We start from the raw sequence: 26,144 nt of genomic DNA on the forward strand, positions 1-26,144 counted from the left end.
CGGGCGGTTTGCCCTATCTAGGCATACTACCTGCGATGACTCACTTCTGTGCGCTGGCTAGTTGCGCCTCCTGCAGGCTCATCACCTCGAACGTGCCGTGCTGAATGACCTCGATGGCCTGCACCGCGGCGGACAATTGCTGCGTGGTGGTGATGATCGCGGCGTCGGCAGCGGTGGCCGCGGCGCGGATCTCGTAACCGTCAGCGCGGGCGCCCTGGCCCGACGGCGTGTTCACCACGAGGACCACCTTGCCGTCGTTGATCAGGTCCACGATGGTGGGCTCCCCCGACTCCGACCTGCCCTCGGAGTGCTTGCGCACCACGGTGGCCGGGATGCCGTTGCGTCCGAGCACCTGAGCGGTGCCCGCCGTGGCCAGAATCTCGAAGCCGAGCTGGTGCAGACGCGCGATCGGGAAGGTGATCGAGCGCTTGTCGCGGTCCGCGACGGAGACGAACGCCGTGCCGCCCGTGGGCAGCCCGCCGATAGCGGCGGCCTGCGACTTGGCGAACGCCAGCGGGAAGGTGGCGTCGAAGCCCATGACCTCGCCGGTGGAACGCATCTCCGGGCCCAGCACCGAGTCGACGACGAGCCCCTCGTGGGTGCGGAAGCGCCTGAAGGGCAACACCGCCTCCTTCACCGCGATGCGCTGGCTCATGTCGAGGTGCGCGGCATCCAGCTCCGGCAGTACGCCGTCCGCCTTCATCTGGGCGATTGAGGTGCCGGCCATCAGCAGAGCCGCGGCCTTGGCCAGCGGCACGCCGGTCGCCTTCGCGACAAAGGGCACCGTGCGCGAGGCGCGCGGGTTGGCCTCGAGGACGTACAGGACGTCCGATGCGAGGGCGAACTGCACGTTCATCAGGCCGCGCACGCCGATGCCCTTGGCGAGTAGCTCGGTGGACTTGCGGATGCGCACCAGCTCGTCGCGCGACAGGGTCACCGGGGGCAGCACGCACGCCGAGTCGCCCGAGTGAATGCCGGCCTCCTCGATGTGCTCCATCACGCCGCCCAGGAACAACTCCGTGCCGTCGTAGAGCGCGTCGACGTCGATCTCGATCGCGTCGTCGAGGAAGCGGTCAATGAGCAGCGGCGCGTCGGTGGCGTGGTCCCCCACGCTCTCCATGCGGGTGCCGTAGTCCTCGAGCTGCGCGCGGTCGTAGACGATCTCCATGCCGCGGCCGCCCAGCACGTACGAGGGGCGGACCAGCACGGGGTACGAGATGCGCTCGGCGATCTCGATGGCCTCTTCGATGCTGTGAGCCGTGCCGTACGCGGGTGCGGGAAGGTCGGCCTCCTCGAGCACGCGGCCAAAGGCGGCGCGGTCCTCGGCGTTGTCGATGGCCTCGGGCGACGTGCCCAGGATGGGCACCCCGGCATCGGCTAGGCGCTGCGCGAGGCTGAGCGGGGTCTGGCCGCCCAGCTGGACGAACATGCCCTTGATAGGGCCGGCGGCGAGCTCGGCGTGATAGACCGCCATGACGTCCTCGAATGTCAGCGGCTCAAAGTAGAGCCGGTCCGCGGTGTCGTAGTCGGTGGAGACCGTCTCCGGGTTGCAGTTGATCATGACGGTCTCGTAGGTGTCCTTGAGGGCCATGGCAGCGTGCACGCACGAGTAGTCGAACTCGATGCCCTGGCCGATCCGGTTGGGGCCGGAGCCCAGGATCAGCACGGCCTCGCGCTCGCGGGTCGCCACCTCGTTCTCACAGTCGTAGGTCGAGTAGTAGTACGGCGTGGTCGCGTCGAACTCGGCGGCGCACGTGTCGACGGTCTTGTAGACCGGCTGCACGCCCAGGTCCGCGCGGGCGGCGTAGACCTCGGCGACACCGAGTCCTCGCAGCTGCGCGATCTGTTCGTCGGCCAGCCCGTTCTCCTTGGCGCGGCGCAGGACGGCCGCGGTCAGCTCTTCAGCGGCGGCTGTCTCGTTGGCGATCTCGTTCATCAGCACGATCTGGTCGAGGAACCACGGGTCAATGCCCGTCGCGTCGAAGACCTGGTCGAGCGTGGCCTCACCGGCGGTCACGGTGCGCAGGGCCTGCTGGACCTGGACCATGCGCGACTCGGTGGGGATGGCGATCTCCGCGAGTAGCGCGTCGAAGTCGGCGCCGGTGCGGTACTCGCCCTTCCAGTGGAAGTTCATGCCCTTCTTGTCGATGGACCGCAGTGCCTTGCCCAGCGCCTCGGTGAAGTTGCGGCCGATGCTCATGGCCTCTCCCACCGACTTCATGGTGGTGGTCAGCACGGGGTCCGCCGCGGGGAACTTCTCGAACGCGAAACGCGGGACCTTGACCACGATGTAGTCGAGGGTCGGCTCGAAGCTCGCGGGCGTCGAGCCCGTGATGTCGTTGGGGATCTCGTCGAGCGTGTAGCCGATCGCGAGGCGCGCGGCGATCTTGGCGATCGGGAAGCCGGTGGCCTTGGAGGCCAGCGCGGACGAGCGCGACACGCGGGGGTTCATCTCGATGACGATCAGGCGACCGTCCTTGGGGTCCACGGCGAACTGCACGTTGCAGCCGCCGGTGTCGACGCCCACCTCGCGGATGATCGCGATGCCGACGTCGCGCATCTTCTGGTATTCGCGGTCGGTCAGGGTCAGCGCGGGGGCCACGGTGATCGAGTCGCCGGTGTGGACACCAACGGGATCGACGTTCTCGATGGAACACACGACCACGACGTTGTCGTGGTGGTCGCGCATGAGCTCGAGCTCGTATTCCTTCCAGCCCAGGATGGACTCCTCGAGGAGCACCTCGGTGGTCGGCGAATAGTGCAGGCCGGTGCCGGCGATGCGACGCAGGTCCGCCTCGTCGTAAGCGAAGCCGGAACCCAGCCCGCCCATCGTGAAGGAGGGGCGCACCACCACGGGGTAGTTGAGGTCCTCGGCGGCGGCGATGCACTGCTCCATCGTGTTGCAGATGAAGGAGCGGGCGCTCTCCGCGCCGCAACGCTCCACGACGCCCTTGAACAGCTCGCGGTCCTCGCCCAGGTTGATGGACGCGATGTTGGCGCCGATCAGCTCGACGTTGTACTTCTCCAGGATGCCGGCCTCGTCCAGCGCGATGGCCGCGTTGAGGGCGGTCTGGCCGCCGAGGGTCGGCAGGATCGCGTCGGGGCGCTCCTTGGCGATGATGGTCTCGATCACCTCGGTGGTGATGGGCTCGACGTAGGTGGCGTCGGCAAACTCGGGGTCGGTCATGATGGTGGCCGGGTTCGAGTTGACCAGGATCACGCGCACGCCCTCGGCCTGCAGCACGCGGCAGGCCTGGGTGCCGGAGTAGTCGAACTCACACGCCTGGCCAATAACGATTGGCCCTGAGCCAATGACCAGGACGGACTTAATATCTTCGCGGCGAGGCATTACTTTCGCGCTCCATTCTTGGCTGCGTTTTTAGCGCTGTCCATCAGGTCAACAAAACGATCAAAGAGGTAGGCGGCGTCGTGCGGGCCGGCCGCGGCCTCCGGGTGGTACTGGACGGAGAACGCCGGGATGTCGAGGCATTCGAGCCCCTCCACCACGTCGTCGTTCAGGCACACGTGGCTCACGCGCACGCGGCCGTAGCCCGCGGGAGACTGCGAGTCGCGGTCGATGGGCGCGTCCACGGCAAAGCCGTGGTTATGCGACGTGATCTCCACCTTGCGGGTGGCTCGGTCCATGACGGGCTGGTTGATGCCGCGGTGGCCAAACTGGAGCTTGTAGGTGCCGTACCCGAGCGCGCGGCCCAGGATCTGGTTGCCAAAGCAGATGCCGAAGAACGGCACGTCCGCGTCGAGGATCTCGCGCAGCGTCGTGACCGCGCGGTCGGCCGCGCCCGGGTCGCCGGGGCCGTTGGAGAAGAACACCCCGTCGGGCTTCTTGGCGAGGATCTCCGCGGCGGTCATCTTGGACGGCACCACCGTGACGCGGATGCCGCGCTGCGCCATCATCTCCGGGGTCATGGCCTTGATGCCCAGGTCGACGGCCACCACGTTGGCGATTGTCAGCGTTCCCTCGGGGGGCTCGACCACGTATTCGTCCATGACGGAAACTTCATCGGCCAGGTGGGCGCCGGCCATGGGCTCCGCGGACTTGACGCGGTTCAGGAGCTCGTCGGTGCCGACCTCCGCGCCTCCCTCGACGAGCGCGTCGCCGGAGAAGATCCCCGCGCGCATGACGCCTGCCGTGCGCAGGACGCGCGTGAGCTGACGGGTGTCGATGCCGGAGATGCCGACGATGCTCTGGGCCTCGAGGTCCTCGTCGAGGGTGCGCTGCGCGCGCCAGTTGGAGGGCTTGCGGGCGGGGTCGCGGACCACGTAGCCGGCCACCCAGATTTTGCGGGACTCGTTGTCCTCGTCGTTCATGCCCGTGTTGCCGATGTGCGGCGCGGTCATGGTGACAATCTGGCGGTGATAGCTGGGGTCGGTCAGCGTCTCCTGGTAGCCGGTCATGCCGGTGTTGAAGACGATCTCGCCCAGCGTCTGACCGGTCGCGCCGTATGCGCGGCCCTCAAAGACCTGGCCGTCCTCCAGGACGAGTACTGCCTTGGCTACGTCGGTCACGCGGATGCTCCTTCAAAACGAGTGTCAAGATACGTGGGCTTGCCGCGCAGGATGGTGGCGACGGCGCGTCCCGGCAGCTCTATGCCGCCGAATGGTGAGTTGTTGCTGCGGCTTTGCGTCGCGGTCGGGTCGACCGTCCACGCCGCGTCGGGGTCGACCAGCGTGATGTTCGCCGGCTCGCCCACCGCGACAGGACGCCCGTGGACCTCTTCCACGCGGCCGATGCGGGCGGGAAGTTCGGACATGCGGTGGGCTACGTCTGCCCACGTCATGAGGCCGGAGTCAACCATGGTCTTCTGGACGATGCCGACGGCGGTCTCGAGGCCGATCATGCCCATCGCGGCGGCGCCCCACTCGCAGTCCTTGTCCTCGTCCGGGTGCGGGGCGTGGTCGGTGGCGACGATGTCGATGGTGCCGTCGGCGAGGGCGGCGCGCACGGCGTCCACGTCCTCCTGGGTGCGCAGCGGCGGGTTGACCTTGAAGCGCGGGTCGTAGCCGCGCACGGACTCCTCGGTGAGGAGCAGGTGGTGCGGCATGACCTCGGCGGTCACGTCGATGCCCTCGGCCTTGGCCCAGCGCAGGATGCGCACCGAGCCGGCGGTGGAGACGTGGCACACGTGCAGGCGCGAGCCGACGTGCTTGGCCAGCAGCACGTCGCGGGCAATGATGGATTCCTCGGCGACGGCGGGCCAGCCGGTCAGCCCGAGCTCCGCGGACACGACGCCCTCGTGCATCTGGGAGCCCTCCGTCAGTCGGGGGTCCTGCGAGTGCTGCGCGATGACGCCGTCGAAGGTCTTGACGTACTCGAGCGCGCGGCGCATCACGACCGGGTCGTGCACGCACTTGCCGTCGTCGCTGAACATGCGGACGCGGGCCCGGGACATGGCCATGGCGCCCATCTCGGAGAGCTGGGTGCCGTTCAGGCCGACGGTGACGGCGCCGATCGGGTACACGTCCACCAGGCCGATCTCGCGGCCGCGGCTCCAGACCTGCTCGACGACTCCGGCGGTGTCCGCCGTAGGTGTGGTGTTGGCCATCGCGAAGACCGCGACGAACCCGCCCTGGGCGGCGGAGCGCGAGCCGGACTCGATGGTCTCCGCGTCCTCGCGGCCGGGCTCACGCAGGTGAGTGTGGATGTCGACCAGGCCGGGCAGCGCGACCAGCCCGGAGGCGTCGATGCGCGCGGCGCCGGCGGGGATCTCCGCCTCGGTCAGCGGCTCGTCGGCTCCGCGCACCAGGGTGATGAGGGCGTCCTCGATCACGATGCTCGTGGGCGACTCCCCCAACAGGGAGGCGTTCTCGATGACGACGGCGCGGTTGTCCGATGACTGGGTGGTGGTGGACTGGCTCATTCGCCGTCCTCCTCTCCTGCTAGCAACAAGTACAAGGAGGCCATGCGCACGGCGACGCCGTTGCTGACCTGTTCGACGATGACGGAGCGCTTGCTGTCGGCGGCTTCCGCGGTGATCTCGAGCCCACGGTTCATGGGGCCGGGGTGCATGACGATGGCGTGGTCGGGCAGGCGCCGCATGCGGTCGCCGTCCAGGCCGAACAGCCGGGTGTACTCCTGGGGACTGGGGAAGAAGGAGTTTCCGCCGCCGGTCATGCGCTCGCGCTGGACGCGCAGCATCATGATCGCGTCCAGGTCGTAGGCGTCCAGCGCGGCGTCGAGCCCGTGGACTACCTCGACGGGCCACGCCTCGATGCCGACCGGCACCAGGGTCGGCGGGGAAATCAGCACTACCTTGGCGCCCAGCGTGTGCAGCAGCGAGATGTTCGAGCGCGCGACCCGGGAGTGGAGCACGTCCCCCACCAGGCCGACGGTCAGCCCGGAGAGGTCGTTACCGGTCGAGGTCTCGAAGTGGGCCCCGGGACCGGCGCCCGTGCCGATCAGGTGCTTGCGCATGGTGAACGCGTCGAGCAGCGCCTGGGTGGGGTGCTGGTGCGTGCCGTCGCCGGCGTTGAGTACGGCGCCCGTCATCCAGTCGGACTCGGCCAGCCTCTCAGCAGCGCCGGACGCCCAGTGACGGATCACCACGGCATCGGCGCCCATGGCCTGCATGGTCAGCGCGGTGTCCTTGAGCGACTCGCCCTTGGAGACGCTGGAGCCTTTGGCGGAGAAGTTGATGACGTCCGCGCTGAGGCGCTTGGCGGCCGCCTCGAAGCTGATGCGCGTGCGCGTCGAGTCCTCGAAGAACAGGTTGACCACGGTCTTGCCGCGAAGCGTGGGGAGCTTGCGAATCTCGCGCTCCTGGGTGGCCGCCATCTGCTCGGCGGTGTCCAGGATGCGGATGGCGTTCTCGCGCGACAGGTCGGCGGTGCTGAGGAGGTGCTTCACTTCGCGCCCTCCCCGCCGGCGGGAGCGCCGTCGCTGAGGATGACGGCGTCCTCGCCGTCCGTCTCCGTCAGGCGCACGTGCACGCGCTCGGAGCGGGCCGTGGGGATGTTCTTACCCACATAGTCGGCGCGGATGGGCAGCTCGCGGTGGCCGCGGTCCACCAGCACGGCGAGCTGCACGCTTTGGGGCCGGCCCTCATCCTTGACGGCGTCCAGCGCGGCGCGAATGGTGCGGCCCGTGTGGAAGACGTCGTCCACCAGCACCACAACTGCGCCGTCTATCCCCGCGCTCGGCAGCGTGGTGGTGCCGATGTTGCGGGTGGGGTGCTTGGAGAGGTCGTCGCGATACATGGTGATGTCGAGCGACCCGCAGCGCGCGGTGGCGTCGAAGGTGGGCTCGACATCGGAGATGCGTGCGGCCAGGCGGTGCGCCAGCGGCAGTCCTCGGGTCGGGATGCCCAGCAGCACGAGCTTGTCGGCGCCGCCGTTGCGTTCGAGGATCTCGTGAGCAATGCGAGTGAGCGCCCTAGAAATATCGGGCGCGCCCAGAATGGTCCCAGTCATCTGGAGACCTCCTTCCCCGCCTCACAGGACGGTACTTAAAGGATGTCTATCGGCTCGCGGCGCATGGCCCCGCGGGCGTCAAATTACTTGTCGCAACTGTACCGGAGATCAGTCCCGGTCGGTGATCGCTTCCGGGGTGATTTCGGCGGGCTCGTCGAGCGATTCAGTCTCGACAGGCTCAGCCTCAACCGGGTCATTCTCGTCGAGCGCGGATTCGGTGTCGACGGGGTCAACCTCGACGGCCTTGACGGAGGCAATCGCATCTGCCAGGTCGCCCACGGGTGCAGGTTCGCTGCTTTCCTCGGCGACGTCCGCAGCAGGAAGGCTCTCGGTCTCGGTCTCGGTCGCATCGTTCACGCTCGCGTCGGCGATGTCGGTGGCCGGGATGAGGGTCGCCGCGTCGTCGGCGAGAAGGCGTTCGGCCCACTCCTTCGCGACGTCGTCCGCTAGTCCCGAGTCGGGGAAGTCGTGGTCCGCCTCGACGTCGTCTTCCGAGTCGTCGTCGTCAGAATCATCGTTGGTGGCCGTGTCACTGAATACGGTGTCCGCGCCCAGAGAATCGAAGATCGCGGCGCCGTCAACGCTCTCGACCTCCTCCATGTGCAGCGAGGACAAAGCGGGAGCGTCCTTGGCGATGGTCGACAGCAGTCCGTTGATGAACCGCGCGGACTCGTCGGTGGAGAGCTGCGTCGCGAGGGTGACCGCCTCATTGATGGCGACCGAGGTGGGCACCTCGTCGTTGCAGAGAATCTCCCACGTGGCGATGCGTAGCAACCCACGGTCGATTCCGGGCATGCGAGCGATGGTCCAAGCGGGAGAAGCGTCCTGAATGATCGAGTTGAGCTCGACCCAGCGGGACACCACCCCGCGGACAATCTGCACGGCGTAGGGAGGAAGAGGAGTCTCGCGACCGGACAGCAGAATGCGCTGGTCGAGCGTCGACGTGGCGTTGTAGCCGCGCTGGTCCGCCTCGAACAGGACGTCCAGGGCGCGCTTGCGCGCCTTGGTACGGGCGCCCACTAGTCGTTCACGCGGGAAATGTAGTCACCGCTGCGGGTGTCGACCTTGACCTTGGTGCCAACGTTCAGGAAGAGCGGGACCTGGATCTCGCGGCCGGTCTCGAGCGTCGCAGGCTTGGTGCCACCCGACGAGCGGTCGCCCTGCAGTCCGGGCTCCGTGTAGGTGACCTCGAGGACCACGGACATCGGGAGCTCGATGAAGATCGGGTTGCCGTTGTTGGAGCCGATCTGAGCCTTCTCGTTCTCAAGCAGGAAGTCCTTAGCGTCGCCCATGATCTCGGGGCTGACGGGAATCTGGTCGAAGGTGTCGGGGTCCATGAAGATGTAGTTGGCGCCGTCGTTGTACAAGTACTGCATGTCGCGGCGGTCGACGATCTCGAACTCGACCTTAGCGCCGGCGTTGTACGTCTTGTCGACGACCTTGCCGCTGAGGACGTTCTTCATCTTGGTGCGGACAAAGGCTCCGCCCTTGCCGGGCTTCACGTGCTGGAAGTCGGTGATGGTCCAGAGTTGACCGTCGATCTTGAGCACGGAGCCATTCTTGATGTCGTTTGAGGAAGCCACGAGTTATGTCCTTGCAGTACTTGATTGCGTGAAGAGTGTTCTGAGGATCAGAAGTCCGAAGACGATTCTAGCGGACGTGAGTGAACACTCCCCCTCGCCCCCGACTAGACCCCGCCGTGATCAGTCAATACGAGCGGCGATCGCCTCGAGCGCCAGCCGGTAAGAGTCGGGACCGAATCCCGCGATGGTTCCCGTCGCGACGCCGGAAATCACGGACGTGTGCCGGAACTCCTCGCGTGCCGCGGGGTTGGTGAGGTGAACCTCGACCAGCTGCTGGCCGGCGGACGGCACCAGGGCGCAGGCATCGCGCAGGGCGTAGGAGTAATGAGTGAACGCCGCCGGATTGATCACGACGTGCCAACCCTGGTCCACGCACTCGTGCAGCCAGTGCACCAGGTCTGCCTCGTCGTCACTCTGACGAACCACCACCTCTAGCCCTAAGTCACTCCCCCACTGCATCGCCTGAGCGACAACTTCGTCGTGGGTGGTGGACCCGTACTTCTCGGGCTCGCGAGAGCCGAGTCTTCCCAGGTTGGGGCCGTTAATCACAAGGACGGTGCTCATGCGGGTCAGCCTACTAGTCACCGGCGAAAACCCGGGAAGCGGGACAGCTGCTCACCAGCGACGAGCCCACGAGGCACCGGCGCAAAACCGTTGAGCCGCTCACCTCGTCACCAGCGGCCAGCCTACGAGCCCGCTAGCCATTGAGTGCGAGGTGCGCCTTTCCTCCGATACGTTCCTGCTTCTCACGGCCGAGCGTCGGTGGTTGCTGGAACCACACCTCGCCTTCCCTCACCTCGACAGTCCAGTCGTCGCGATGCAGACGGTGATGACAGCCCGTGCACAACATCACCCCGTTGGCGAGATCCGAGTTCCCTCGGTCGCGCCCCCACCACCGAATATGGTGTGCCTCGCAATACGCCGGCGGCGCGTGACACCAACTACACCCGCCATCTCGCTCGAGCAGCGCGATGCGTTGAGCCTTGGTAAACAACCGGAACGCGCGCCCCAAGTCAAGTGGCAAGCTCTCGCCGCCCATCACCACCGGGAGTATCTCTGCGTCGACCGCCATCATCCGCAGCGTCGAGGCAGATATGGGCCCGGAGACCTGGTCGCACTCCCCCAGTCCCAGGTCAGACTCCAGTTGTGACGCCTCGACTCGCACCACCACCGTCGTCTTCACACCGGAGGTAGGCGAATCGCAATCCAAACCATGGCTGGCCAGCGACGCCAGCGCGTCCACCCGCATCTGCCCCGCGGAACGAACGTCCGTAGATCCATCATGGGCGCCGGTATCCCTGCGTTGTTGGAATCCGTGCCGCACCTGCGCTTCAATCCAAGCTTTGATCGGGGCAGCTGAACCCACGTCCAGTTTCGCCGTCATCACGGTCATCCCGTCCGCATCCTCACTGAAATACAGCGTGCGGTTCTCCCTGTGGCGTCGTTCACGCTCGACTAGGTCTCGTGGAGCGATCCACGAACGTTCACGGTCGCACGCACGCCGAAACTCGGCCAGCGACAGTCGTTGCGCCTTGTCCACCAGTTTCTCTTCGATCTTCGTGAGCTCACTCGTCGCGCGCACTCGTGCGTCATCCGGTGACGCGGCGTGTGACTCCGATCCGGGAGTCGCAGCCCCCGAGTCTCCCAACTCAACTGAGGCATTAGAGACCAGTACTGGTTCGAGGGCATTGAGAGTTCGCGTGACGAGTGCGGCCGCCTCTACCCCAATTGAGCCCGCGGCCACCGCTTGGGCGAGACGCGCGAATCGCGGCGCGCTCTCAGGGGCGCGCTGCGATCCAGTGCCACTCGCCGCGAATGGGGTTCCTTCAGTCATCCCGCCACCATTATTGGCATCCACAGCCGCGTCCTGGGCGGCGATAGATTTACCTACGTCGATGAGCCGCTTGGCGTCAAACGTCGAGGTTCCAAGCGTCTTGGCAAGCATCTCCTGCGGAGTGGAGAATCCCTCGCTGCGTGACAGTCCCCCTACGCCCAGCTCAGGTGCGCTTCTACGCCCGACCTCTCCCGCCACCATGACGACGAGCGCATCGAGAGACCGGCGGGCCCGGCCCAGCGCATCGCTCACGTCGTGCAACTGCCGGGGCGTCAACTGCGCGCAGTCTGAGCCGTCGAACGATCGCACCGAGGCGAGTTCGCGTTCAATCAGCGCGGTTGAAAAGGTCATACGGCAAGTCAAACACCGACCACTGACAAACACCATCAAAATGGGTCAAACTGTGTAAAAGAACCTCACAGCCGGACCTGTGGACATCAGTGGTGAGGGCAGTCGGAACCTCACCCCAACGGAACCGTCCGCCGCAACCTACCGCGAAACGGCGTCGTATGCGGCAATCAGCAACGTCGGGTCCGGCCCCTCGAAGCGCACGGGGTTGCCGATCCCCTGCAGGATCACAAACCGCAGCATGTCGCCCCGGGTCTTCTTGTCCCGCTTCATGGCCAGGTGCAGCGCGTCCCAGCGTCCGCCCGCGTACGTCACGGGCAGTCCGAGCGAGGTCAGCACGGAACGGTGCCGCTCGACCTCCGCCTCGCTGAGCTTGCCGGCCAACCCAGCGAGCTCGGCCGCATAGACCATGCCCACCGACACCGCAGCGCCATGGCGCCACTGGTACCGCTCGGTGTACTCGATTGCGTGCGCGAACGTGTGCCCGTAGTTGAGGATCTCGCGCAGGTGGGACTCCTTGAGGTCCGCACTCACCACGTCCGCCTTGACCTGAATGGCACGGCGAATGAGCTCGACGAGCACAGGCAGCGCCGCGGGATCAAGCTTGTCGCTCCCGGCGGCCGATGCCCCAGTCGCCCCACCCTCGCGCGAACCGTCCTGCGCGTCGGAGGATCGCAGCAACTCGATGTTCGCCTCGGTGAGGCTCAGAATCTCCGCGTCGCGGATGAAGCCGATCTTGACCACCTCGGCCATCCCGGCCACCAAGTCGTTGCGCGGCAGCGTCTCGAGGTACGACACGTCGCACCACACCGACAGCGGCTCGTGGAACGCGCCCACCAGGTTCTTGCCCTCGGTGATGTTGATCCCGGTCTTGCCTCCCACGGCCGCGTCGACCATGGCCAGCAGCGTCGTGGGGACCTGGATGACACCCACGCCTCGCAGCCACGATGCCGCCACAAACCCCGCGAGGTCCGTCACCGCCCCGCCGCCCAGCGCCATCACTACGTCGGTGCGGGTGAACTCGCTCTTACCGAGCACTCCCCAGCAGAAGGCCGCCACCTCGGCGGTCTTGCCCGCCTCGGCATCGGGAACCTCGACCAGGACGCCAAGGCGGCCGGACTCGTCAATCAGGCGCTTCAGGTAGTCAGCGCGCCGCTGCAGGGGCTGCGAGTGGACCACCAGGACCCGTGCGGCGCCCTCGGGGATCGATGCGACCGCCTCCGCAAGCAAGTCTGTGCCCACCGTCACGTCGTACGGCGCGGCGCCAGTCACAGAGATGACGTGGCGCGCACTCGATTCCTCAACAGCGGCCGATGCCGCGTCGGGGACGCTCGACGATTCTTCAGCGGTCATTCGGTGGCCTCCGCGGCATCGGTCTCGGGGGAAGGAGTAGTGCCGGCGATTTCGTGTGCGATGCGCTTAGCGTTCAGGTGGTCGGTGTTGACGGTGCGCGTGGCCAGACGCTCGTAGATGGGGCGCCGGGCCGCCATCAGGTCGGACCACTGGCGGCGCGGATTGCCAATCAGCAGCGGGCGCGCATTGTTGAGGCCCACGCGCGGTGCGGCCGCGGACAGGGACACGTCCAGGAAGATCACGTCTCCCCCACTGTCGGCGTAGCGCGCGATCAGTTCCTGAGTCGACTCGTTGAGGATCGCTCCGCCACCTAGGGACAGCACGCCCCGGTGCTCCGCCATGGCGGTGGCGACGGCGGCCTGCTCGAGCTCGCGGAAGGCGACCTCGCCGTCGTCAAAAAAGATGTCAGAGATTGGCTTACCGGCAGTGCGGACGATGTCGTCGTCGGTATCGCGCCTGGCGACGCCCCACTCGCGGGCGAGCCCCTTCGCCACAGTGCTCTTGCCGGAGCCCGGAGGGCCGATCAGGACCGCGCGGGGGCCGTCCACCGGCGTGCCCTGAGAGCGAGTCATGCCTGGCGGCGCCTGGGCGACCAACGGGTTCTTGGGCGGCTCTGGCTTGGGGTGAATGGACTCACCCGATGGGTCATGTTCCTGCGTGGGTCCCGGCATCAGCGCAGGTGCTCGGGGACCGCTGCGACGTAGGCGTCGATGTTGCGACGAACCTCAGCCACAGAGTCGCCACCGAACTTCTCCACCACCGCGTCGGCGAGGGTCAACGCGACCATCGCCTGTGCCACTACCGCTGCGGGAGCTACGGCGCACACATCCGAGCGCTGGTGGATGGCCTTAGCCGCCTCACCCGTGGCGGTGTCGATCGTGTCCAGAGCGCGAGGCACAGTGCTGATGGGCTTCATGGCGGCGCGGACCGTGAGCGGGGCGCCGTTGGTCATTCCGCCCTCGATGCCACCGGCACGGTTGGTGCGGCGGGCTACGCCATTCTCGGTGTACTCGATCTCGTCGTGGGCCTGCGAGCCACGGCGTCCGGCGGTACGGAAGCCGTCGCCGACCTCCACTGCCTTGATCGCCTGGATGCCCATGAGCGCACCGGCGAGGCGCGAGTCGAGCCGTCGGTCCCAGTGCACGTGGCTGCCGAGGCCAACGGGAAGCCCGTAGGCCACCACCTCGACTACGCCTCCCATGGTGTCGCCGTCCTGCTGGCACGCGTCGATCTCCTCGATCATGCGCGCGGAGGTCTCGGCGTGGAAGCAACGGATGGGGTCCGCGTCGAGCTCGGGCGTAGAGCCGGCGGGAGGCAGCGGGGCATCCTCCGGAACCGAGATCGGCCCGATCTGCACCGTGTGGCTCACGAGCTCGATGCCCGCGACCTGGCGAAGGAAGGATTCGGCGACGGTACCGAGCGCCACGCGCGCGGCGGTCTCGCGGGCCGAGGCTCGCTCCAGCACCGGGCGGGCGTCGTCGAAGCCGTACTTGGTCATGCCGGCAAGGTCGGCGTGGCCGGGGCGAGGACGAGTCAGGTTCGCGGCCCGCGCTCCGGTGAGCTCGGAGGGGTCCACGGGGTCCGCGGACATCACGGTCTCCCACTTGGGCCACTCGGTGTTGCCCACCATAATGGCGACGGGGCCACCCTGGGAGAGACCGTGGCGGACGCCGCCCAGGAATGTGACCTGGTCCTTCTCGAACGACATGCGCGCGCCGCGGCCGTAACCGAGGCGTCGTCGCGCCAAACCGTCCTGAACCTCGGCCGTGGTGATCTCCACTCCGGCCGGGAGTCCTTCGAGGGTGCCCACTAGTGCTGGGCCGTGCGATTCTCCTGCGGTGAGCCATCTAAGCATGGGCTTCATTCTGCCATGCAAAAGCCGGGCCCCTGGCAGGGACCCGGCTTGTGCGTTGGGCTTTACTCGAACCTAAAGAAAAACTATTCGCCCGACTGGGCGGGAGCGTCCCCGACCGGCGTGAAAGCGGAGTCTTCTGCCGGCTTCACCACTACGAGCGCTTCCTCGTCAATCACAGTAGTATCCGCGTTCAGAAGATACATTGCACCGGTCACCGTCGCGATCACGTCGCCGTCCTCGGCCTCCGATACACCCACCTGCGTGGATGATCCGGCGGGCCGAGCGTTCGCTGTCACCTCATATACCTGAAAGATCGGATCGTCTGGGTTGGCCATCAGCTCGAAGAAGGTATTGAGCTCCGCAGCGGTGCCTGTCACGCTCAACGTCAGCGGAATCATGACGAGCCCCAGCGCTACTGGGCCATCCTCCGCCTTGGGAGTAACGATCGCGGCCCAAGCGCCGTCCCCAGTAGGGGTCGCCGAGTCGTCTGTCGCCGTATCCGTGGCTGCAGCGGGAGCGTCCTCGGTTAGAACCACCGTTGAGTTGGGGTCCCCGGCTACGGTGATCGGTCCCACGGCAAAGAGCTTGGCGACAGCGGTCGAAGTTAGTTGAGCTGGCGTCGCCGTCCATCCTTCTAAGGAGAACGCAGTTTCTTGGGTCAGACCGATGATCTCGACATTCGACTTCTCGATCGCTTCAGAGGCGCGCTCACGGAAGGCCTGCAGGTCATACGTCGTGGGCGTGTTGAGCGCGATGGACTCCTCATTGCTTGCGGCGGCATCCGCCTGGGCCTGGTAGTCATCGAGCTTCGCGGAAGAGGTCTGCACCATTGTGATGTTGCTATTGACCGCATCGGTATCCGCGTTCAACGCATCCGCCTTGGCGAACTGCGGGCTGATGGCCAAGAACCAGCCCAGTGCAGCTATCACCAAGATGGCTAGAACAGTCAGCGCGACAATAGGCGCGTACTTTGAATTCAACATAATCAGTTCCCCTCGTCCGCAGCCGCGGCGGCGTCGCTAGGCGAAGCCGATGGTGATGCGGAAGCCGCCGGAAGCGGTTCCTCGTTAGGGTCCTGGAGTCGCACAGTCTCGCTAGCGTCGATGTCCGATACCCCGTCCGTAGGCAGGAGCCGCTGCATAAGTCGCAGTTTAGTTATGATGCCCTGGCCTGACACCTTCCAGGACAGATTTCCGTTTTCGTCCACGAACTCCTCGGATACCGCAGTGACGTTGGCGATGCCCGGCACCTCCTCGAGTCGCTGCACCAATGCGGAGGCCTCCTCGACAGATGTCGCGTGTGCGATGAACTGAAGGGTACCCACACCACCCACGCCGAAGATCGGGTCGTCCAGCGGAGCGCCAAAGCCTTCCGCGTTAGGGCCCTGGATGTAAATCAACTCGTAGCTGGTCTCAGCGTTGGCTGTGCCCGCGACGGCCGACGTCAACTGGGCGTAGTCCATCTCGCCAAAGCCCACCTGAGTTAGCGCATACTCCTCGCTTTCGAGCCGCAGGTACTCGGTATACACGTCAACTTTCCCGTCGCGCTCGTTGACGGCCGCGGTCTGATCGGCAAGCGCCGAATTCAGATCGCTTTGCGCAATCGTCTTAACCGCCACCGCGCCAAAGTAGCCGACTATGACTACTGCGATCGAGATCACTATGGCGACAACGGCCAAGAGCCTTACCCGCTGGAGGGCCTTCTTCTCGGCGATCTCCTTGGGGATGAGGTTGACACCAGGGAACTGTGCGGTGCCGTACTTGGAGCGGAGTTCCGGATTCATCGCTCTCCTCCCATCGCGAGACCTATAACCGTGGCGAGCTCTGCCTCGCGGCCCTGATGGGCTCGCAGGTCGACGCCCTTGCCGAGTCTGATACCGGCGAGGGGTTCGCCGTATTGGACAGCCTGGCGCGTCGCACTCGCAAGCGCCTGGCCAAAGCCGCGCACATACGCGCCCCCGCCCGTCAGCACGATCCGTTGGACGGCTCCACCCGGGTTGGAGCTGGCGAAATAAACCAGCGTGTTGCGAATGGACTCGATTAGTGGGTTGAGTGCGTGGCTGGCTGCTTCTGCATAGGCCCTGCGGTCATCCTGGATGTTGAGGTCCATGCCTATCTCGCGCTTCATAGACTCGGCATCCTGGCCGGTGCCCTTCATGGCGTTCGCAATGGCCTTATTGGCATCATTGCTGCCCTGGGGCAGTACGCGCACCAGGCGCGGAGTAAGGCCCTGGGACAACACGATGGTCGTGGCGGAGGACCCCACATCCACGAGCGCGGTGTTCTCGAGTGCGATCTGTCCCCTGCAGCCCCCGCGCCACAGCCCGAGCGCCGAGTGATCAACCACGGTCAGCGGAACCCCTGCCTTGTCCACTACTGCCACTACGTCACGCACCATGTCCTTAGGGGCCGCAACCAAAAGTCCACGCAAGCTAGTGCCCGATTGTCCCTCTACTTCGAGGGTGGGGAAAAAGTCAAGGATCGCGTCGTCCACGGACGTAGTCAGGGAGTCCTGGACGTGGAATGCCAAAGTGTCGCGAACCTGGGCCATGGGCTGTGCGGGGATGTCGACCTCGCGCACTACCAGGCTGTGGTGGCCGATTCCCACCGTAACGTTCTTACCGCTGGTCTTGGCAGCGGCGTAGGTCTCGCGCACCACTCCGGCAAGACTCGCAGGCTCCTCGATCACGCCATTACGAATCACTCCGGCGGGCATGCTGCGCTCGGCGTAGGCGTGTAACACCGCACTATCGCGCGGGTTCGCTCCGGAACCCAGTTCCACCTCGGCGACACGCACCATGGTGGCACCAATGTCTATTGCCACAGATCTACTACCCACGATTAAACCTTCCCCTACGTTTCGACTCAACTATCGGCATGCGACCGGTGATACTCAAGTACTTGTGCTCAACACCACACCGAGGTACCAGTCTGAGACTTGTTGCCCCAGGATGATTCCTGTCCAGGCCCCTGCGAACATCCAGGGTCCAAAGGGAATCTTCACTTGCTTGACTCGCTTGGAGACGATCATGACGAGCACACCAGCGATCGCCCCCCAAACGAAGGCGAAGAACCCGCCTACTATCAGCTGGGGCCACCCAAAGAATGCGAGCGTTGCGCCCACCACGGGGGCGAGTTTGACGTCACCGAAGCCCATGCCCTTGGGGTAGAAGAACCACGCGACGAAGTAGAAAAGCCCCAATAGTGCTGCGCCGATAAGGGCTCGCAACGCGTCAGGCCACTGGTCCCCGAAGCCCGCGGCAAGGATGATCGATGCCACAGCGGCGATGGCCAATACGCCGACAAGCACGTTTGGCAAACGCATAGTGTCAAGGTCCACCGCGGTGAGAATGATCCCGCCGTAGGCGAACACCAACAGCAGCAGCGTCGACCATTGAAACCCGTTCAGCCCCACAATCAGAGCAAATGCGACAGCGGTGCCAAGTTCCACGAGGGGATACCGCGCGCTGATGGGTGCACCGCAGTCCGCGCACTGGCGCCTGAGCCACAGCCAACTCAACACCGGGATGTTGTGTCGCGACCGGATAGGGTGTCCACACTTGGGGCACGCGCTGCGGGGGTGCACTACCGACTCCCCAGCCGGCACGCGGTAGATAACCACGTTGGCGAAAGATCCGAGTCCCAGCCCCAGCAGGCCCGCAACTAAGACAATCAGTGCCAAGGCTACTTTTCCCGCAGGTATTGAATGGCGAACGACGACAGGTCCTGGGACGACGACGCGTCCCCGGCCTTCTTGTAGTGCACGGTGATCTTGGGACCCGTGTCAACTGCGCAACCATAAAGCTGGCCAGACATGTTGAAGTCGTAGAAGTTGTTAGCAATCTTCCCGGGCGTATAGAACATCACCGCGATCTTCGAGCTTTGGTTCCACGGACCGGAGGACATAGTGATCTTGGTCGAAAGCGTGCCGACGCTACTCTCCGCGGGGCAGGTCACGCTGGTGGCAGAAGCCGATGGATTCACGAAGTATACGGAGTGGTCTCCGCCATCAACCGAATTGATCGTCACCTTGCCGTTCACTTTGAACGAGTTGGCATAGACGACGAGGTCCGCAGACAGATTCAATGTAAGCCCGCCCCAGTCCCCCAGGATCACGCCACCAGAACACGTTGACGTGGTATCAATACGTGTGTTGGTAGTGATATTCATGGTCCCGCCGCCTGAGTGGCTACCGCAGGAACTCCCAACTGCATTGCCACCGTACGACGAATCGTTCCAGTTCTTGTTAGTCCAACTTGCCCACGGCTCACTCGTGAGAGCAAGTGGCTCAAAGTCCGAACCCGGCGGAATGGAGAGCCCAGGTACGTTCATCTTCACTCGGGTACCGGTGCCGACGGGGCAGGCACTACCTGAGCCCGCAAAGTTGGTCCAGTTGGTATTGTTTGCCCTCCCGGGATACGAGCAATACGCATGGATCTGACCGCCGGCTTGAATGGTCCCTGAGGCGTTAATGTACTGGCTGTTGTTCAGGTAACCGAACTTCGTCTGCTTAGCGCCGCTCTTAATTGATCCAAGTGCGACGATGTTGCCCTCGACGGAGGGAACGGAGTACGGGCTCACCGGGTAAACGATGTCGCCACCGGCGTAGACGTCACCCTTGACAATGCAATCCGAGTTAGTCCAGGTGATATCACCCTCAGCGATCACATTTCCACCGATCTGCATTCCGGAGGCACAGGTCATGCTGCCCTTGGTGTAGATGTCACCATCGGTGTGAATCGTCTCCACAATCGTGTCCGAGTGGAAATAGATCAGGGTGTCGCCACGGATGGCTTCGTCAAACGAAGGCGGCGGTGTGGGCCGCACCCACTGCGCCTCTAGAACCTGTTCGTCGCCCCTGTTGTAGCCGCCGCCGCCGGTCAGTTGTGCGAACCCGGTCGACACAATCTTGTAAGCGTGGTCACTGGCCACGGGGCAACCGGGAGTAAAGCCGCTGGCGGCCGTCGCCTGGCGCAATACCTGACCCTCAAACGCGGGTACGGAGGCAGTTTGGCTGAAGTTTCCGCTGCCGTCCACGAGTTCGGAACACTTGTCGTTATTGATTTTGACGGCGACGGCGTCGATACCCGCCTCGGCCGCAGCGTTCGACTGCACGGACGCCCTGGTCTGGCTAGTGAAGTTCAACCCGAACACGGTGGATGACACGATCACGGTGATCAACACCGTCATGACCATCATCAGGCCAATCACCATCACGAGCGCCATGCCCTCTTCGTTGCGTTCGCGTCCTAGAAACATGGCGCACTCTCCGTGTCAGTTTGTGGCCGTGGGCTAATGACCGTATCGATGCCAGTGTCCCGACCCCAGGCCGCCGGCGTCCCGGTAAAGCTCACCCGCACGCCATCGGACCCCGACGTCGAGAATGGCGAGGTTGCGGTGACGCCCTCCACATACTGAGTCCAGGCACTGGCGGTAGTTGCGTTGGCACCACTGGTGGCAGCACTCGTCGTCGCGCGACGCAGCTTCTTCGTAGCATCGTCGTAGAACCAGCCGCGGCACACGTAAGTCCCGGTCTCAGGATCGCCTACCCAGGTGCGGGTCACCAATAGGTTCCCCGAGGGACTTATTTTCGACGCAGACGAATACCGCACGTCGTACGTGATGGCCTTGATCGCGTTCTGGCTGTCGCCCGAATTCTGGGTGGTCTGCGAGATGTTGAGCTGTGACTTATACCCATTGAGCATCAGCATCACCACCATCGTTCCTACAATCGCTAGCAGGACTATATACACCAACAGCTCCACAAGGGTGAAGCCGGAGTCGCCACTGCGGAGTCGTGGGTCCCTGATCCGCTCCATCATTGCCATCACCCGCCGAATCCTGGCACTGCGACCAGGGTCTGAGCGCTGGCCGCGTCGGGGTTGTCTAGCGAGCTGGACACCACGTCAACGCTAAAGTCCATCGCATTCTGGTGGGAGTCGCCGTCATCACAGAACGAGTCCGCGACTCCGTCCGCGTTCCCGTCGCCAGCACCGCCGACGGGACTGACCTTCTGGCCGGCGGCGTAGGCGGGAGTGGGACTCTGGGTAACGGTGAACGCGCTTCCGCGGGCGTCTTCATAGGTAGTAGGCACCGCGGTGCTGAGGAACGCGACATACTCGGCGCACGTCCCCGAGTTCTGGCGAGCCAGGTCAACACGCTCGCTCGCTACCGCGGAAGCGGTCGCAATGACCGTGGACTTAGCCGAAGTTTGGAGGGCAAGGATGATGGGTGGCACGAGCGCCAGGGACAGAATCCCGAACAGCAAGATAGCGACCAAGGCTTCGGTCAATCCGAAGCCCTCGTCATCAAGTTGCTGTACATGCATCTGAGTTCCCTAATAATCCTGGATGGCCTAAAACAGCGTATGTGTGCGGGGAGTCGAACTTTCGACTCCCCGCACACATCAACGATCAAACGTTAGAGTCAGGGAACTACAGGCGCTGCTGCGCCCTGCTCCGTCAATGCACCGGTCTGGTCGAGGCAGAATCCGCCAGCGGTGGCGCCACCGTCAACCGTGCCGCAGATGCTGAACGTGCCAGCCGAGACGTCGGGTCCGGTGAGGACCAACGTAACTCCAGGAGACTCAGTGAAGGCAGCGAGCGAGACTGCCGCGCCGGTCGGGTCATCAACCAGCTGGTTAGCGACCTCGATCTGGGCGTTCTTCATGTCAGACTTGAGGGCCGCGTCCTTGGCCTTCGCCTGCTGGTTCAGGTACAGCGGGATGGCGATAGCGGCAAGGATGCCGATGATGATGATGACGACGAGGAGCTCGACGAGCGTGAAGCCGCCTTCGCCGTTCTGACGCTCCTGCATACGCTTCTGAATGCGTGCAATCATTTTAATGCCTTTCGGTTTCATATTTAAATGGATCAAAACGCTTAACCGGAACATACCGGCCAAACCGGACATACGTCGTAATTCTCATTACCTCGCATGCCACATCTATAAATTTATGGTTGGAGCTATCCGATCAGGTCGAAGACCTTGAAGATTGGCATGTACAACGCAATCACCATACCGCCAATCAGGCAACCCAACACTGCAATCATAAGGGGTTCTATGAGCGCTGTCAGTTGTTCTGTGGTGGATTCCACTTCCTGGTCGTAAAAGTCGGCGATTTTATCCAACATTGTGTCCAGGGCGCCCGTGTCCTCGCCCACGGCCATCATCTGCACGACCATCGGTGGGAACACCGAATGCTTCGCGAGCGGACCGGAAAGGCTGTCTCCACGGCGCACGGAATCCTGCACGTCCTTTGTCGCGTCCTCGATCACAGTGTTGCCCGAGGCCTGCCCCACGATGTCGAGTGCCTGCAAGATCGGGACGCCAGACCGAATCATGGATCCGAAGTTCCGCGTGAACCGCGCGATCGCGATCTTCTGGATCAGGTTGCCAAAGATCGGCACCTTGAGTTTGATGGGGTCCACCTTTTCGCGGACCTCACGCTTGTGCTTATTCTTGCGCCACCAGACGGATAGCGCAATGGCTGCCACGATAAAGATGGGTGCGCCAAATTTGAGGACATCTGACATGATGACCAGGATCTGCGTGGGCAACGGCAATTCCCCGCCGAGGCTGGCAAACATATCCGCGAAGATAGGCACGATGAAGATAAGCATGACGGCCACCGCGAGGATCGCAATGAAGAACACGACCACCGGATAGGTCATTGCCGACTTCACCTTGCCGCGCAGCGCGACTTCGGCCTCGAAGTTATTCGCAATCGAAACGAGCACCTCGTCGAGGAAACCGCCGATCTCTCCCGCCTTCACCATATTGAGCATGATGGGCGGGAACACGTCGGGGTGGCGGCTGAGCGACTTGGAGAACGAGCTACCGGTCTCGACGTCTCCACGGACCTCCCCGATGACCTTTTTTAGCGGCTTGCTCTCAGTTTGATCCGCAAGGATGCTGAGTGCCCGCAGTAGCGAGAGCCCGGAGTCGATCATCGTGGCGAGCTGGCGCGACATAATCGCGATGTCCTTGAGCGTGATCTTCTCGCCCATGCCCGGGATGGTGAGCTCCATGTTGAGGCCCTTGCCTCCGGCCTCCTCCACGGACAGCGGCGTGAGGCCACGCTCCGCAAGGCGCCCAGCGACCGCGGACGACGACGGCGCCTCGATGGTGCTCTTGTGGACCTTGCCGGTCGCGTCACGAGCGGTGAACTCGAAAGTCTTGGTTTCAGTAGCCATGTTCGTCTCCCTCAGTCCCGCGCGCTACCGCGCGCCAGCGCGTCCGGCGAGGCGGTTGAATTCCTCGGGCGAGTGGCAGATGTCGATGGCATCTTCGTAGGAGACGCGGCCGGTCTTGACCAGCTCCGCGAGGTGCTGGTCCATGGTCTGCATGCCGAGTGCCGCGCCAGCCTGCATATTGGTATAGATCTGGTGAGTCTTGCCCTCGCGGATGAGGTTTCGCACGCCGGGGGTGGCGACGAGAACCTCTACAGCCACTGTTCGTCCCGGCCCATCCGCGCGCTTGAGGAGCGACTGACACATGACGCCCTGCAGCGCGGTGGCCAGCTGGGTGCGAATCTGGCCCTGCGCCTCAGGCGGGAACACGTCGATCACGCGGTCGATGGTCTGCGCGGCGTCCTGCGTGTGCAGCGTGGCGAACACGAGGTGTCCGGTCTCCGCGGCGGTGAGCGCCACCTGGATGGTCTCCAGGTCGCGCATCTCGCCGATCAGGATGATGTCCGGGTCCTGGCGCAGCACGTGCTTGAGCGCCTTCTGGAAGGACTTGGTGTCCGCCCCAACCTCGCGCTGATTGATCAGGCTCTTCTTGTGGCGGTGCAGGAACTCGATCGGGTCCTCGACCGTCATGATGTGCGCGGCGCGAGTCCTGTTGGCCAGGTCGACGAGCGATGCCAGCGTGGTGGACTTGCCGGAACCCGTGGGACCGGTCACGAGGACCAGACCGCGCGCCAGCGTCGCAAACTTCGCCACCACCTCGGGAATGCCGAGCGACTCGAGCGGCTTGATCTCGTAGGGGATCACGCGGAACGCGGCCCCCACGGAGTCGCGCTGCATGTAGAGGTTCACGCGGAAGCGGGCTTCTCCCACCAGCGCGTAGCTGAAGTCGAGCTCCAGCTCCTCCTCGAAGGCCTCGCGCTGCTTCTGCGTGAGCAGGCCGTAGAGGGAACGCTGCAAGCCCTCTCCCTCGAGCAAGGCGAAGCCCGGAAGGGGCGCGAGCTGGCCGTCGATACGAATGGTGGGCGGAGCGCCCGAGGTGAGGTGAAGGTCGGAGGCGCCGGCGGCGAGCATGCCACGCAGAGCTGCGGCGAGGTCCACGTCACCCGAGCGGTTCTCCTGCGCCATGCCAACGCGCGCACCGGCGGGCTGCGCCTGGTACGCGGAGGGTGCGGCGGCCGGGCGTTGCGCCGCCGGAGCGCCAGCTGGGGGCGCGGACTGCGGCGCCTGCTGGGCGGCCGGGTTCTGGGTAACCGGGACCTGTCCCGTGGTGGGAATCATCGGCGGACGCTGAGGGGCAGGCTGAGACATCATCGGGGCGCGAGCCGGTGCACCGTTTTGCGGAGCCGACTGCTGCGGCGCTACCGGCTGCTGCATCGGAGCGCGCATCGGCGCGGCCTGCTGTGGCTGCTGTGGCTGCTGAGCCTGGGCCTGGGCCTGCGGCTGCTGCGGGTTGTATTGCGGGCGAGCCTGCTCGGGCGCCTGACGCGGCACCTGCTGCTGAGCGACGGGCTGCTGAGCGGCAAACTGCTGCGTTGGCGCGGGGCGCTGCGAGGGGAGGTCGTTGAACTCAGCGAAAGCCTGAGCCGGCACGGCGTTGCCTGCGGGCTGGGCCTGCTGGGCCGGGCGCTGCGCGGGGGGCTGCTGCGCTACCGGAGGAGCAGGCGGGACAGCCGGGGCCTGGCGAGCAGGCTCGGGCTCAAAGCCCTGTGGCAAAAACTGAGCAGACATCAATCCTCCATCAACCGCGACCGACGGCCGCCGAGTGCGCCGGTTGGGCGCCCCTCAGAAGCCAGTGCGATTGCTATCGGCGCTACTGCGCTCGTGCTTGAACGTGCCACTTCTACATACGCGATCACGTCTACTTCACCACCCGGAGGAGTTCCTCGAGAGTGGTCAAACCTTGCTTGACCTTGGCCCAGCCGTCCATGTAGAGCGACTCCATGCCGTGCTCTTCCGCGGTGCGCTGGATCTCCGCCGCGGAGGCGTGCGCCACTGCGAGTCGCTCGATGTCCTCGTCCACGGTCATGATCTCGTGCAGCGCGATGCGGCCGCGGTAGCCGGTGTTCGAGCACTGGTTGCAGCCCGCCGCCTTGAACAGCACGGGTGGCGTGTCGACAATGTCGCGCACGCGTTGCGGGAGCTCGGCCATGGTGGGGTGGTACTCGGCCGCGCAGCTGTTGCACAGCTTGCGGGCCAGGCGCTGGGCGACCACGCAGTCTACGGCGGAACCCACCAGGAACGGCTCGATGTCCATCTCGATCAGACGCGTGATGGCGGACGGCGCATCGTTCGTGTGAAGGGTGGACAGCACGAGGTGACCGGTGAGGGCGGCCTCGATCGCGATCTGGGCCGTCTCGTGGTCACGGATCTCACCGAGCAGCACCACGTCGGGGTCGGAACGCAGGATGGATCGCAGCGCCGAGGCGAACGTCAACCCGGCCTTGGGGTTGACCTGCACCTGGTTGATGCCCGCGAGGCGGTACTCGACCGGGTCCTCGACCGTGATGACGTTAATCTCCGGCTTGGAAATCTGGTTGAGCGTCGCGTACAGCGTGGTGGACTTACCGGAACCCGTAGGGCCCGTGACCAGGATCATGCCGTACGGCTTGGTGAAGGACTGCTCGTAGCGGTCAAGGTTCGCTTGACGGATGCCCAGGTCCTCAAGGTCCAGCGACGCCGTGGAGTTGTCGAGAATACGCATGACAATCTTCTCGCCCCACACGGTGGGCAGCGTCGCGACACGAAGGTCGATCTTGCGGCCCTGGTGGTTGACCGACAGGCGGCCATCCTGGGGCTTGCGACGCTCGGCGATGTCGATGTCGCTCATGATCTTGAGGCGGCTGGTCACGCCGTTGGCGGTGGCCTTGGGGGCACGCTGCATCTCGTGCAGAACGCCGTCGATCCGGTAGCGGACCAGCAGGTCGCGCTCCCCCGGCTCGATGTGAATGTCCGATGCGCGGTCGTTGATGGCCTGCGAGATCAGTAGGTTGACGAACCGCACGATGGGGGCGTCGTCCTCGACGGCCGTTCCCATGTCGTTGAGGTCCGCGTCGGCGTCCTCGGCCAGCGACTCCTGGAGGTCCTGGAGCTCGGCGTCCGAGCGGCAGTAGCGGTCGATAGCGGTGAGCACGTCGTCGTAGGCGGCGACCACGGGCAGGATGTCCATCTTGGTGATCTGACGCATGTCGTCCACCGCGACCACGTTGCCGGGGTTGGACATTGCGACCTTGAGCAGGGTGCCGTCTAGCGCGATGGGAAGCGCGGTGTGGCGGCGGCAGACGCTACCTGGGACGAGCGCTACGGCGCTGCGGTCAACCGGGAAGTCGCCGAGCTCGACGTACTCCATGCCCACCTGGACGGCGAGGGCTCGGACCAACTGGGACTCGGAGATCACTCCGATCTCGACGAGGGTACGACCAAGCGACTGGCCGCGCTTCTGCTGCTCGTCGATGGCGTCCATCAACTGGTCTTCTGTGAGGACGCCGTCCTCGAGCAGAATCGACCCTAGCTGCTTCACATGCACTCCCTCAGCGCTGCGTCATTCACGAAACG

The 26,144-nt window shown here is 64.7% G+C and carries 23 protein-coding genes; all 23 read right to left on the reverse strand.

Translation table 11 applies throughout. The features are described from left to right. Nucleotides 1-40: 40 nt before the first annotated feature. Entirely contained in the window at nt 41-3,349 is a 3,309-nt protein-coding gene (carB, locus tag ACQU6B_RS06725) for a carbamoyl-phosphate synthase large subunit (RefSeq protein ID WP_430866774.1), read from the reverse strand. Then, nucleotides 3,349-4,527, reverse strand: a complete 1,179-nt coding sequence (gene carA, locus ACQU6B_RS06730) for a glutamine-hydrolyzing carbamoyl-phosphate synthase small subunit (protein WP_430866775.1) — start codon at nt 4,525-4,527, stop codon at nt 3,349-3,351. Before carA ends, carB begins: the two co-directional genes overlap by 1 nt. Then, nucleotides 4,524-5,879: a dihydroorotase gene (locus ACQU6B_RS06735; protein ID WP_430866776.1), complete on the reverse strand. Its 1,356-nt coding sequence runs from the start codon at nt 5,877-5,879 to the stop codon at nt 4,524-4,526. Before ACQU6B_RS06735 ends, carA begins: the two co-directional genes overlap by 4 nt. Beyond that, nucleotides 5,876-6,865, reverse strand: coding sequence for an aspartate carbamoyltransferase catalytic subunit (locus ACQU6B_RS06740; RefSeq protein ID WP_430866777.1), 990 nt, complete (start codon nt 6,863-6,865; stop codon nt 5,876-5,878). The genes ACQU6B_RS06735 and ACQU6B_RS06740 overlap by 4 nt, the downstream gene beginning before the upstream one ends. Next, nucleotides 6,862-7,428: a bifunctional pyr operon transcriptional regulator/uracil phosphoribosyltransferase PyrR gene (gene pyrR / locus ACQU6B_RS06745; protein WP_430866778.1), complete on the reverse strand. Its 567-nt coding sequence runs from the start codon at nt 7,426-7,428 to the stop codon at nt 6,862-6,864. Before pyrR ends, ACQU6B_RS06740 begins: the two co-directional genes overlap by 4 nt. A 108-nt stretch (nt 7,429-7,536) precedes the next feature. Continuing rightward, entirely contained in the window at nt 7,537-8,448 is a 912-nt protein-coding gene (nusB, locus tag ACQU6B_RS06750) for a transcription antitermination factor NusB (protein WP_430866779.1), read from the reverse strand. Beyond that, a complete protein-coding gene (gene efp, locus ACQU6B_RS06755) occupies nt 8,448-9,011 on the reverse strand; it encodes an elongation factor P (protein WP_430866780.1) in 564 nt (187 codons plus the stop codon). Before efp ends, nusB begins: the two co-directional genes overlap by 1 nt. Before the next feature lie 120 nt (nt 9,012-9,131). Next, complete coding sequence (aroQ, locus tag ACQU6B_RS06760) at nt 9,132-9,575, reverse strand: type II 3-dehydroquinate dehydratase (RefSeq protein ID WP_430866781.1); 444 nt, start codon at nt 9,573-9,575, stop codon at nt 9,132-9,134. 133 nt (nt 9,576-9,708) lie between these two features. Continuing rightward, entirely contained in the window at nt 9,709-11,196 is a 1,488-nt protein-coding gene (locus ACQU6B_RS06765; protein WP_430866782.1) for a DUF222 domain-containing protein, read from the reverse strand. Between the two features lie 138 nt (nt 11,197-11,334). Next, nucleotides 11,335-12,546 (reverse strand): 3-dehydroquinate synthase, encoded by a 1,212-nt coding sequence (aroB, locus tag ACQU6B_RS06770; RefSeq protein WP_430866783.1) that lies wholly within the window; start codon nt 12,544-12,546, stop codon nt 11,335-11,337. Further along, the gene (locus tag ACQU6B_RS06775) at nt 12,543-13,217 is read right to left on the reverse strand and encodes a shikimate kinase (protein ID WP_430866784.1); all 675 of its coding nucleotides are present in this window, start codon (nt 13,215-13,217) and stop codon (nt 12,543-12,545) included. The genes aroB and ACQU6B_RS06775 overlap by 4 nt, the downstream gene beginning before the upstream one ends. Continuing rightward, nucleotides 13,217-14,401, reverse strand: a complete 1,185-nt coding sequence (aroC, locus tag ACQU6B_RS06780; RefSeq protein ID WP_430866785.1) for a chorismate synthase — start codon at nt 14,399-14,401, stop codon at nt 13,217-13,219. Before aroC ends, ACQU6B_RS06775 begins: the two co-directional genes overlap by 1 nt. Before the next feature lie 83 nt (nt 14,402-14,484). Then, complete coding sequence (locus tag ACQU6B_RS06785) at nt 14,485-15,384, reverse strand: hypothetical protein (RefSeq protein WP_430866786.1); 900 nt, start codon at nt 15,382-15,384, stop codon at nt 14,485-14,487. A gap of 2 nt (nt 15,385-15,386) precedes the next feature. Then, the gene (locus ACQU6B_RS06790) at nt 15,387-16,184 is read right to left on the reverse strand and encodes a hypothetical protein (protein WP_430866787.1); all 798 of its coding nucleotides are present in this window, start codon (nt 16,182-16,184) and stop codon (nt 15,387-15,389) included. Then, entirely contained in the window at nt 16,181-17,224 is a 1,044-nt protein-coding gene (gene pilM, locus ACQU6B_RS06795; RefSeq protein WP_430866788.1) for a pilus assembly protein PilM, read from the reverse strand. Before pilM ends, ACQU6B_RS06790 begins: the two co-directional genes overlap by 4 nt. Before the next feature lie 69 nt (nt 17,225-17,293). Beyond that, nucleotides 17,294-18,082 carry a prepilin peptidase gene (locus ACQU6B_RS06800; RefSeq protein ID WP_430866789.1) on the reverse strand — a complete coding sequence of 263 codons (789 nt, stop codon included), beginning with the start codon at nt 18,080-18,082 and terminating at the stop codon, nt 17,294-17,296. Between the two features lie 2 nt (nt 18,083-18,084). Further along, on the reverse strand, nt 18,085-19,626 hold the full coding sequence (locus ACQU6B_RS06805) for a hypothetical protein (RefSeq protein ID WP_430866790.1): 1,542 nt from the start codon (nt 19,624-19,626) through the stop codon (nt 18,085-18,087). 23 nt (nt 19,627-19,649) lie between these two features. Next, nucleotides 19,650-20,228 (reverse strand): type II secretion system protein, encoded by a 579-nt coding sequence (locus ACQU6B_RS06810; RefSeq protein ID WP_430869225.1) that lies wholly within the window; start codon nt 20,226-20,228, stop codon nt 19,650-19,652. After that, nucleotides 20,228-20,728 carry a type IV pilus modification PilV family protein gene (locus ACQU6B_RS06815; protein ID WP_430866791.1) on the reverse strand — a complete coding sequence of 167 codons (501 nt, stop codon included), beginning with the start codon at nt 20,726-20,728 and terminating at the stop codon, nt 20,228-20,230. Before ACQU6B_RS06815 ends, ACQU6B_RS06810 begins: the two co-directional genes overlap by 1 nt. A 98-nt stretch (nt 20,729-20,826) precedes the next feature. Then, on the reverse strand, nt 20,827-21,240 hold the full coding sequence (locus tag ACQU6B_RS06820; protein WP_430866792.1) for a prepilin-type N-terminal cleavage/methylation domain-containing protein: 414 nt from the start codon (nt 21,238-21,240) through the stop codon (nt 20,827-20,829). A gap of 125 nt (nt 21,241-21,365) precedes the next feature. Further along, the gene (locus ACQU6B_RS06825; RefSeq protein ID WP_430866793.1) at nt 21,366-22,595 is read right to left on the reverse strand and encodes a type II secretion system F family protein; all 1,230 of its coding nucleotides are present in this window, start codon (nt 22,593-22,595) and stop codon (nt 21,366-21,368) included. Nucleotides 22,596-22,619: 24 nt separating this feature from the next. Next, nucleotides 22,620-24,320, reverse strand: a complete 1,701-nt coding sequence (locus ACQU6B_RS06830) for a PilT/PilU family type 4a pilus ATPase (RefSeq protein WP_430866794.1) — start codon at nt 24,318-24,320, stop codon at nt 22,620-22,622. A 130-nt stretch (nt 24,321-24,450) separates the two neighbouring features. Further along, nucleotides 24,451-26,109, reverse strand: coding sequence for a GspE/PulE family protein (locus ACQU6B_RS06835; RefSeq protein WP_430866795.1), 1,659 nt, complete (start codon nt 26,107-26,109; stop codon nt 24,451-24,453). Nucleotides 26,110-26,144 lie beyond the last annotated feature (35 nt).

Origin of the sequence: Demequina aurantiaca (genome assembly GCF_050598105.1) — a bacterium.
GTDB classification, from domain to species: domain Bacteria; phylum Actinomycetota; class Actinomycetes; order Actinomycetales; family Demequinaceae; genus Demequina; species Demequina aurantiaca_A.

Excerpts from the sequence above, each read along its gene's own strand:
- carB (WP_430866774.1), bottom strand. The coding sequence starts at position 3,349 with ATGCCTCGCCGCGAAGATATTAAGTCCGTCCTGGTCATTGGCTCAGGG.
- ACQU6B_RS06785 (WP_430866786.1), bottom strand. The coding sequence starts at position 15,384 with ATGTTGAATTCAAAGTACGCGCCTATTGTCGCGCTGACTGTTCTAGCC.
- pyrR (WP_430866778.1), bottom strand. The coding sequence starts at position 7,428 with ATGACTGGGACCATTCTGGGCGCGCCCGATATTTCTAGGGCGCTCACT.
- ACQU6B_RS06805 (WP_430866790.1), bottom strand. The coding sequence starts at position 19,626 with ATGGCGCTCGTGATGGTGATTGGCCTGATGATGGTCATGACGGTGTTG.
- aroC (WP_430866785.1), bottom strand. The coding sequence starts at position 14,401 with ATGCTTAGATGGCTCACCGCAGGAGAATCGCACGGCCCAGCACTAGTG.
- ACQU6B_RS06825 (WP_430866793.1), bottom strand. The coding sequence starts at position 22,595 with ATGGCTACTGAAACCAAGACTTTCGAGTTCACCGCTCGTGACGCGACC.
- ACQU6B_RS06815 (WP_430866791.1), bottom strand. The coding sequence starts at position 20,728 with ATGCATGTACAGCAACTTGATGACGAGGGCTTCGGATTGACCGAAGCC.
- ACQU6B_RS06790 (WP_430866787.1), bottom strand. The coding sequence starts at position 16,184 with ATGAATCCGGAACTCCGCTCCAAGTACGGCACCGCACAGTTCCCTGGT.
- ACQU6B_RS06775 (WP_430866784.1), bottom strand. The coding sequence starts at position 13,217 with ATGCCGGGACCCACGCAGGAACATGACCCATCGGGTGAGTCCATTCAC.
- ACQU6B_RS06735 (WP_430866776.1), bottom strand. The coding sequence starts at position 5,879 with ATGAGCCAGTCCACCACCACCCAGTCATCGGACAACCGCGCCGTCGTC.
- ACQU6B_RS06765 (WP_430866782.1), bottom strand. The coding sequence starts at position 11,196 with ATGACCTTTTCAACCGCGCTGATTGAACGCGAACTCGCCTCGGTGCGA.
- ACQU6B_RS06830 (WP_430866794.1), bottom strand. The coding sequence starts at position 24,320 with ATGTCTGCTCAGTTTTTGCCACAGGGCTTTGAGCCCGAGCCTGCTCGC.
- aroQ (WP_430866781.1), bottom strand. The coding sequence starts at position 9,575 with ATGAGCACCGTCCTTGTGATTAACGGCCCCAACCTGGGAAGACTCGGC.
- ACQU6B_RS06820 (WP_430866792.1), bottom strand. The coding sequence starts at position 21,240 with ATGATTGCACGCATTCAGAAGCGTATGCAGGAGCGTCAGAACGGCGAA.
- aroB (WP_430866783.1), bottom strand. The coding sequence starts at position 12,546 with ATGACCGCTGAAGAATCGTCGAGCGTCCCCGACGCGGCATCGGCCGCT.
- ACQU6B_RS06810 (WP_430869225.1), bottom strand. The coding sequence starts at position 20,228 with ATGGCAATGATGGAGCGGATCAGGGACCCACGACTCCGCAGTGGCGAC.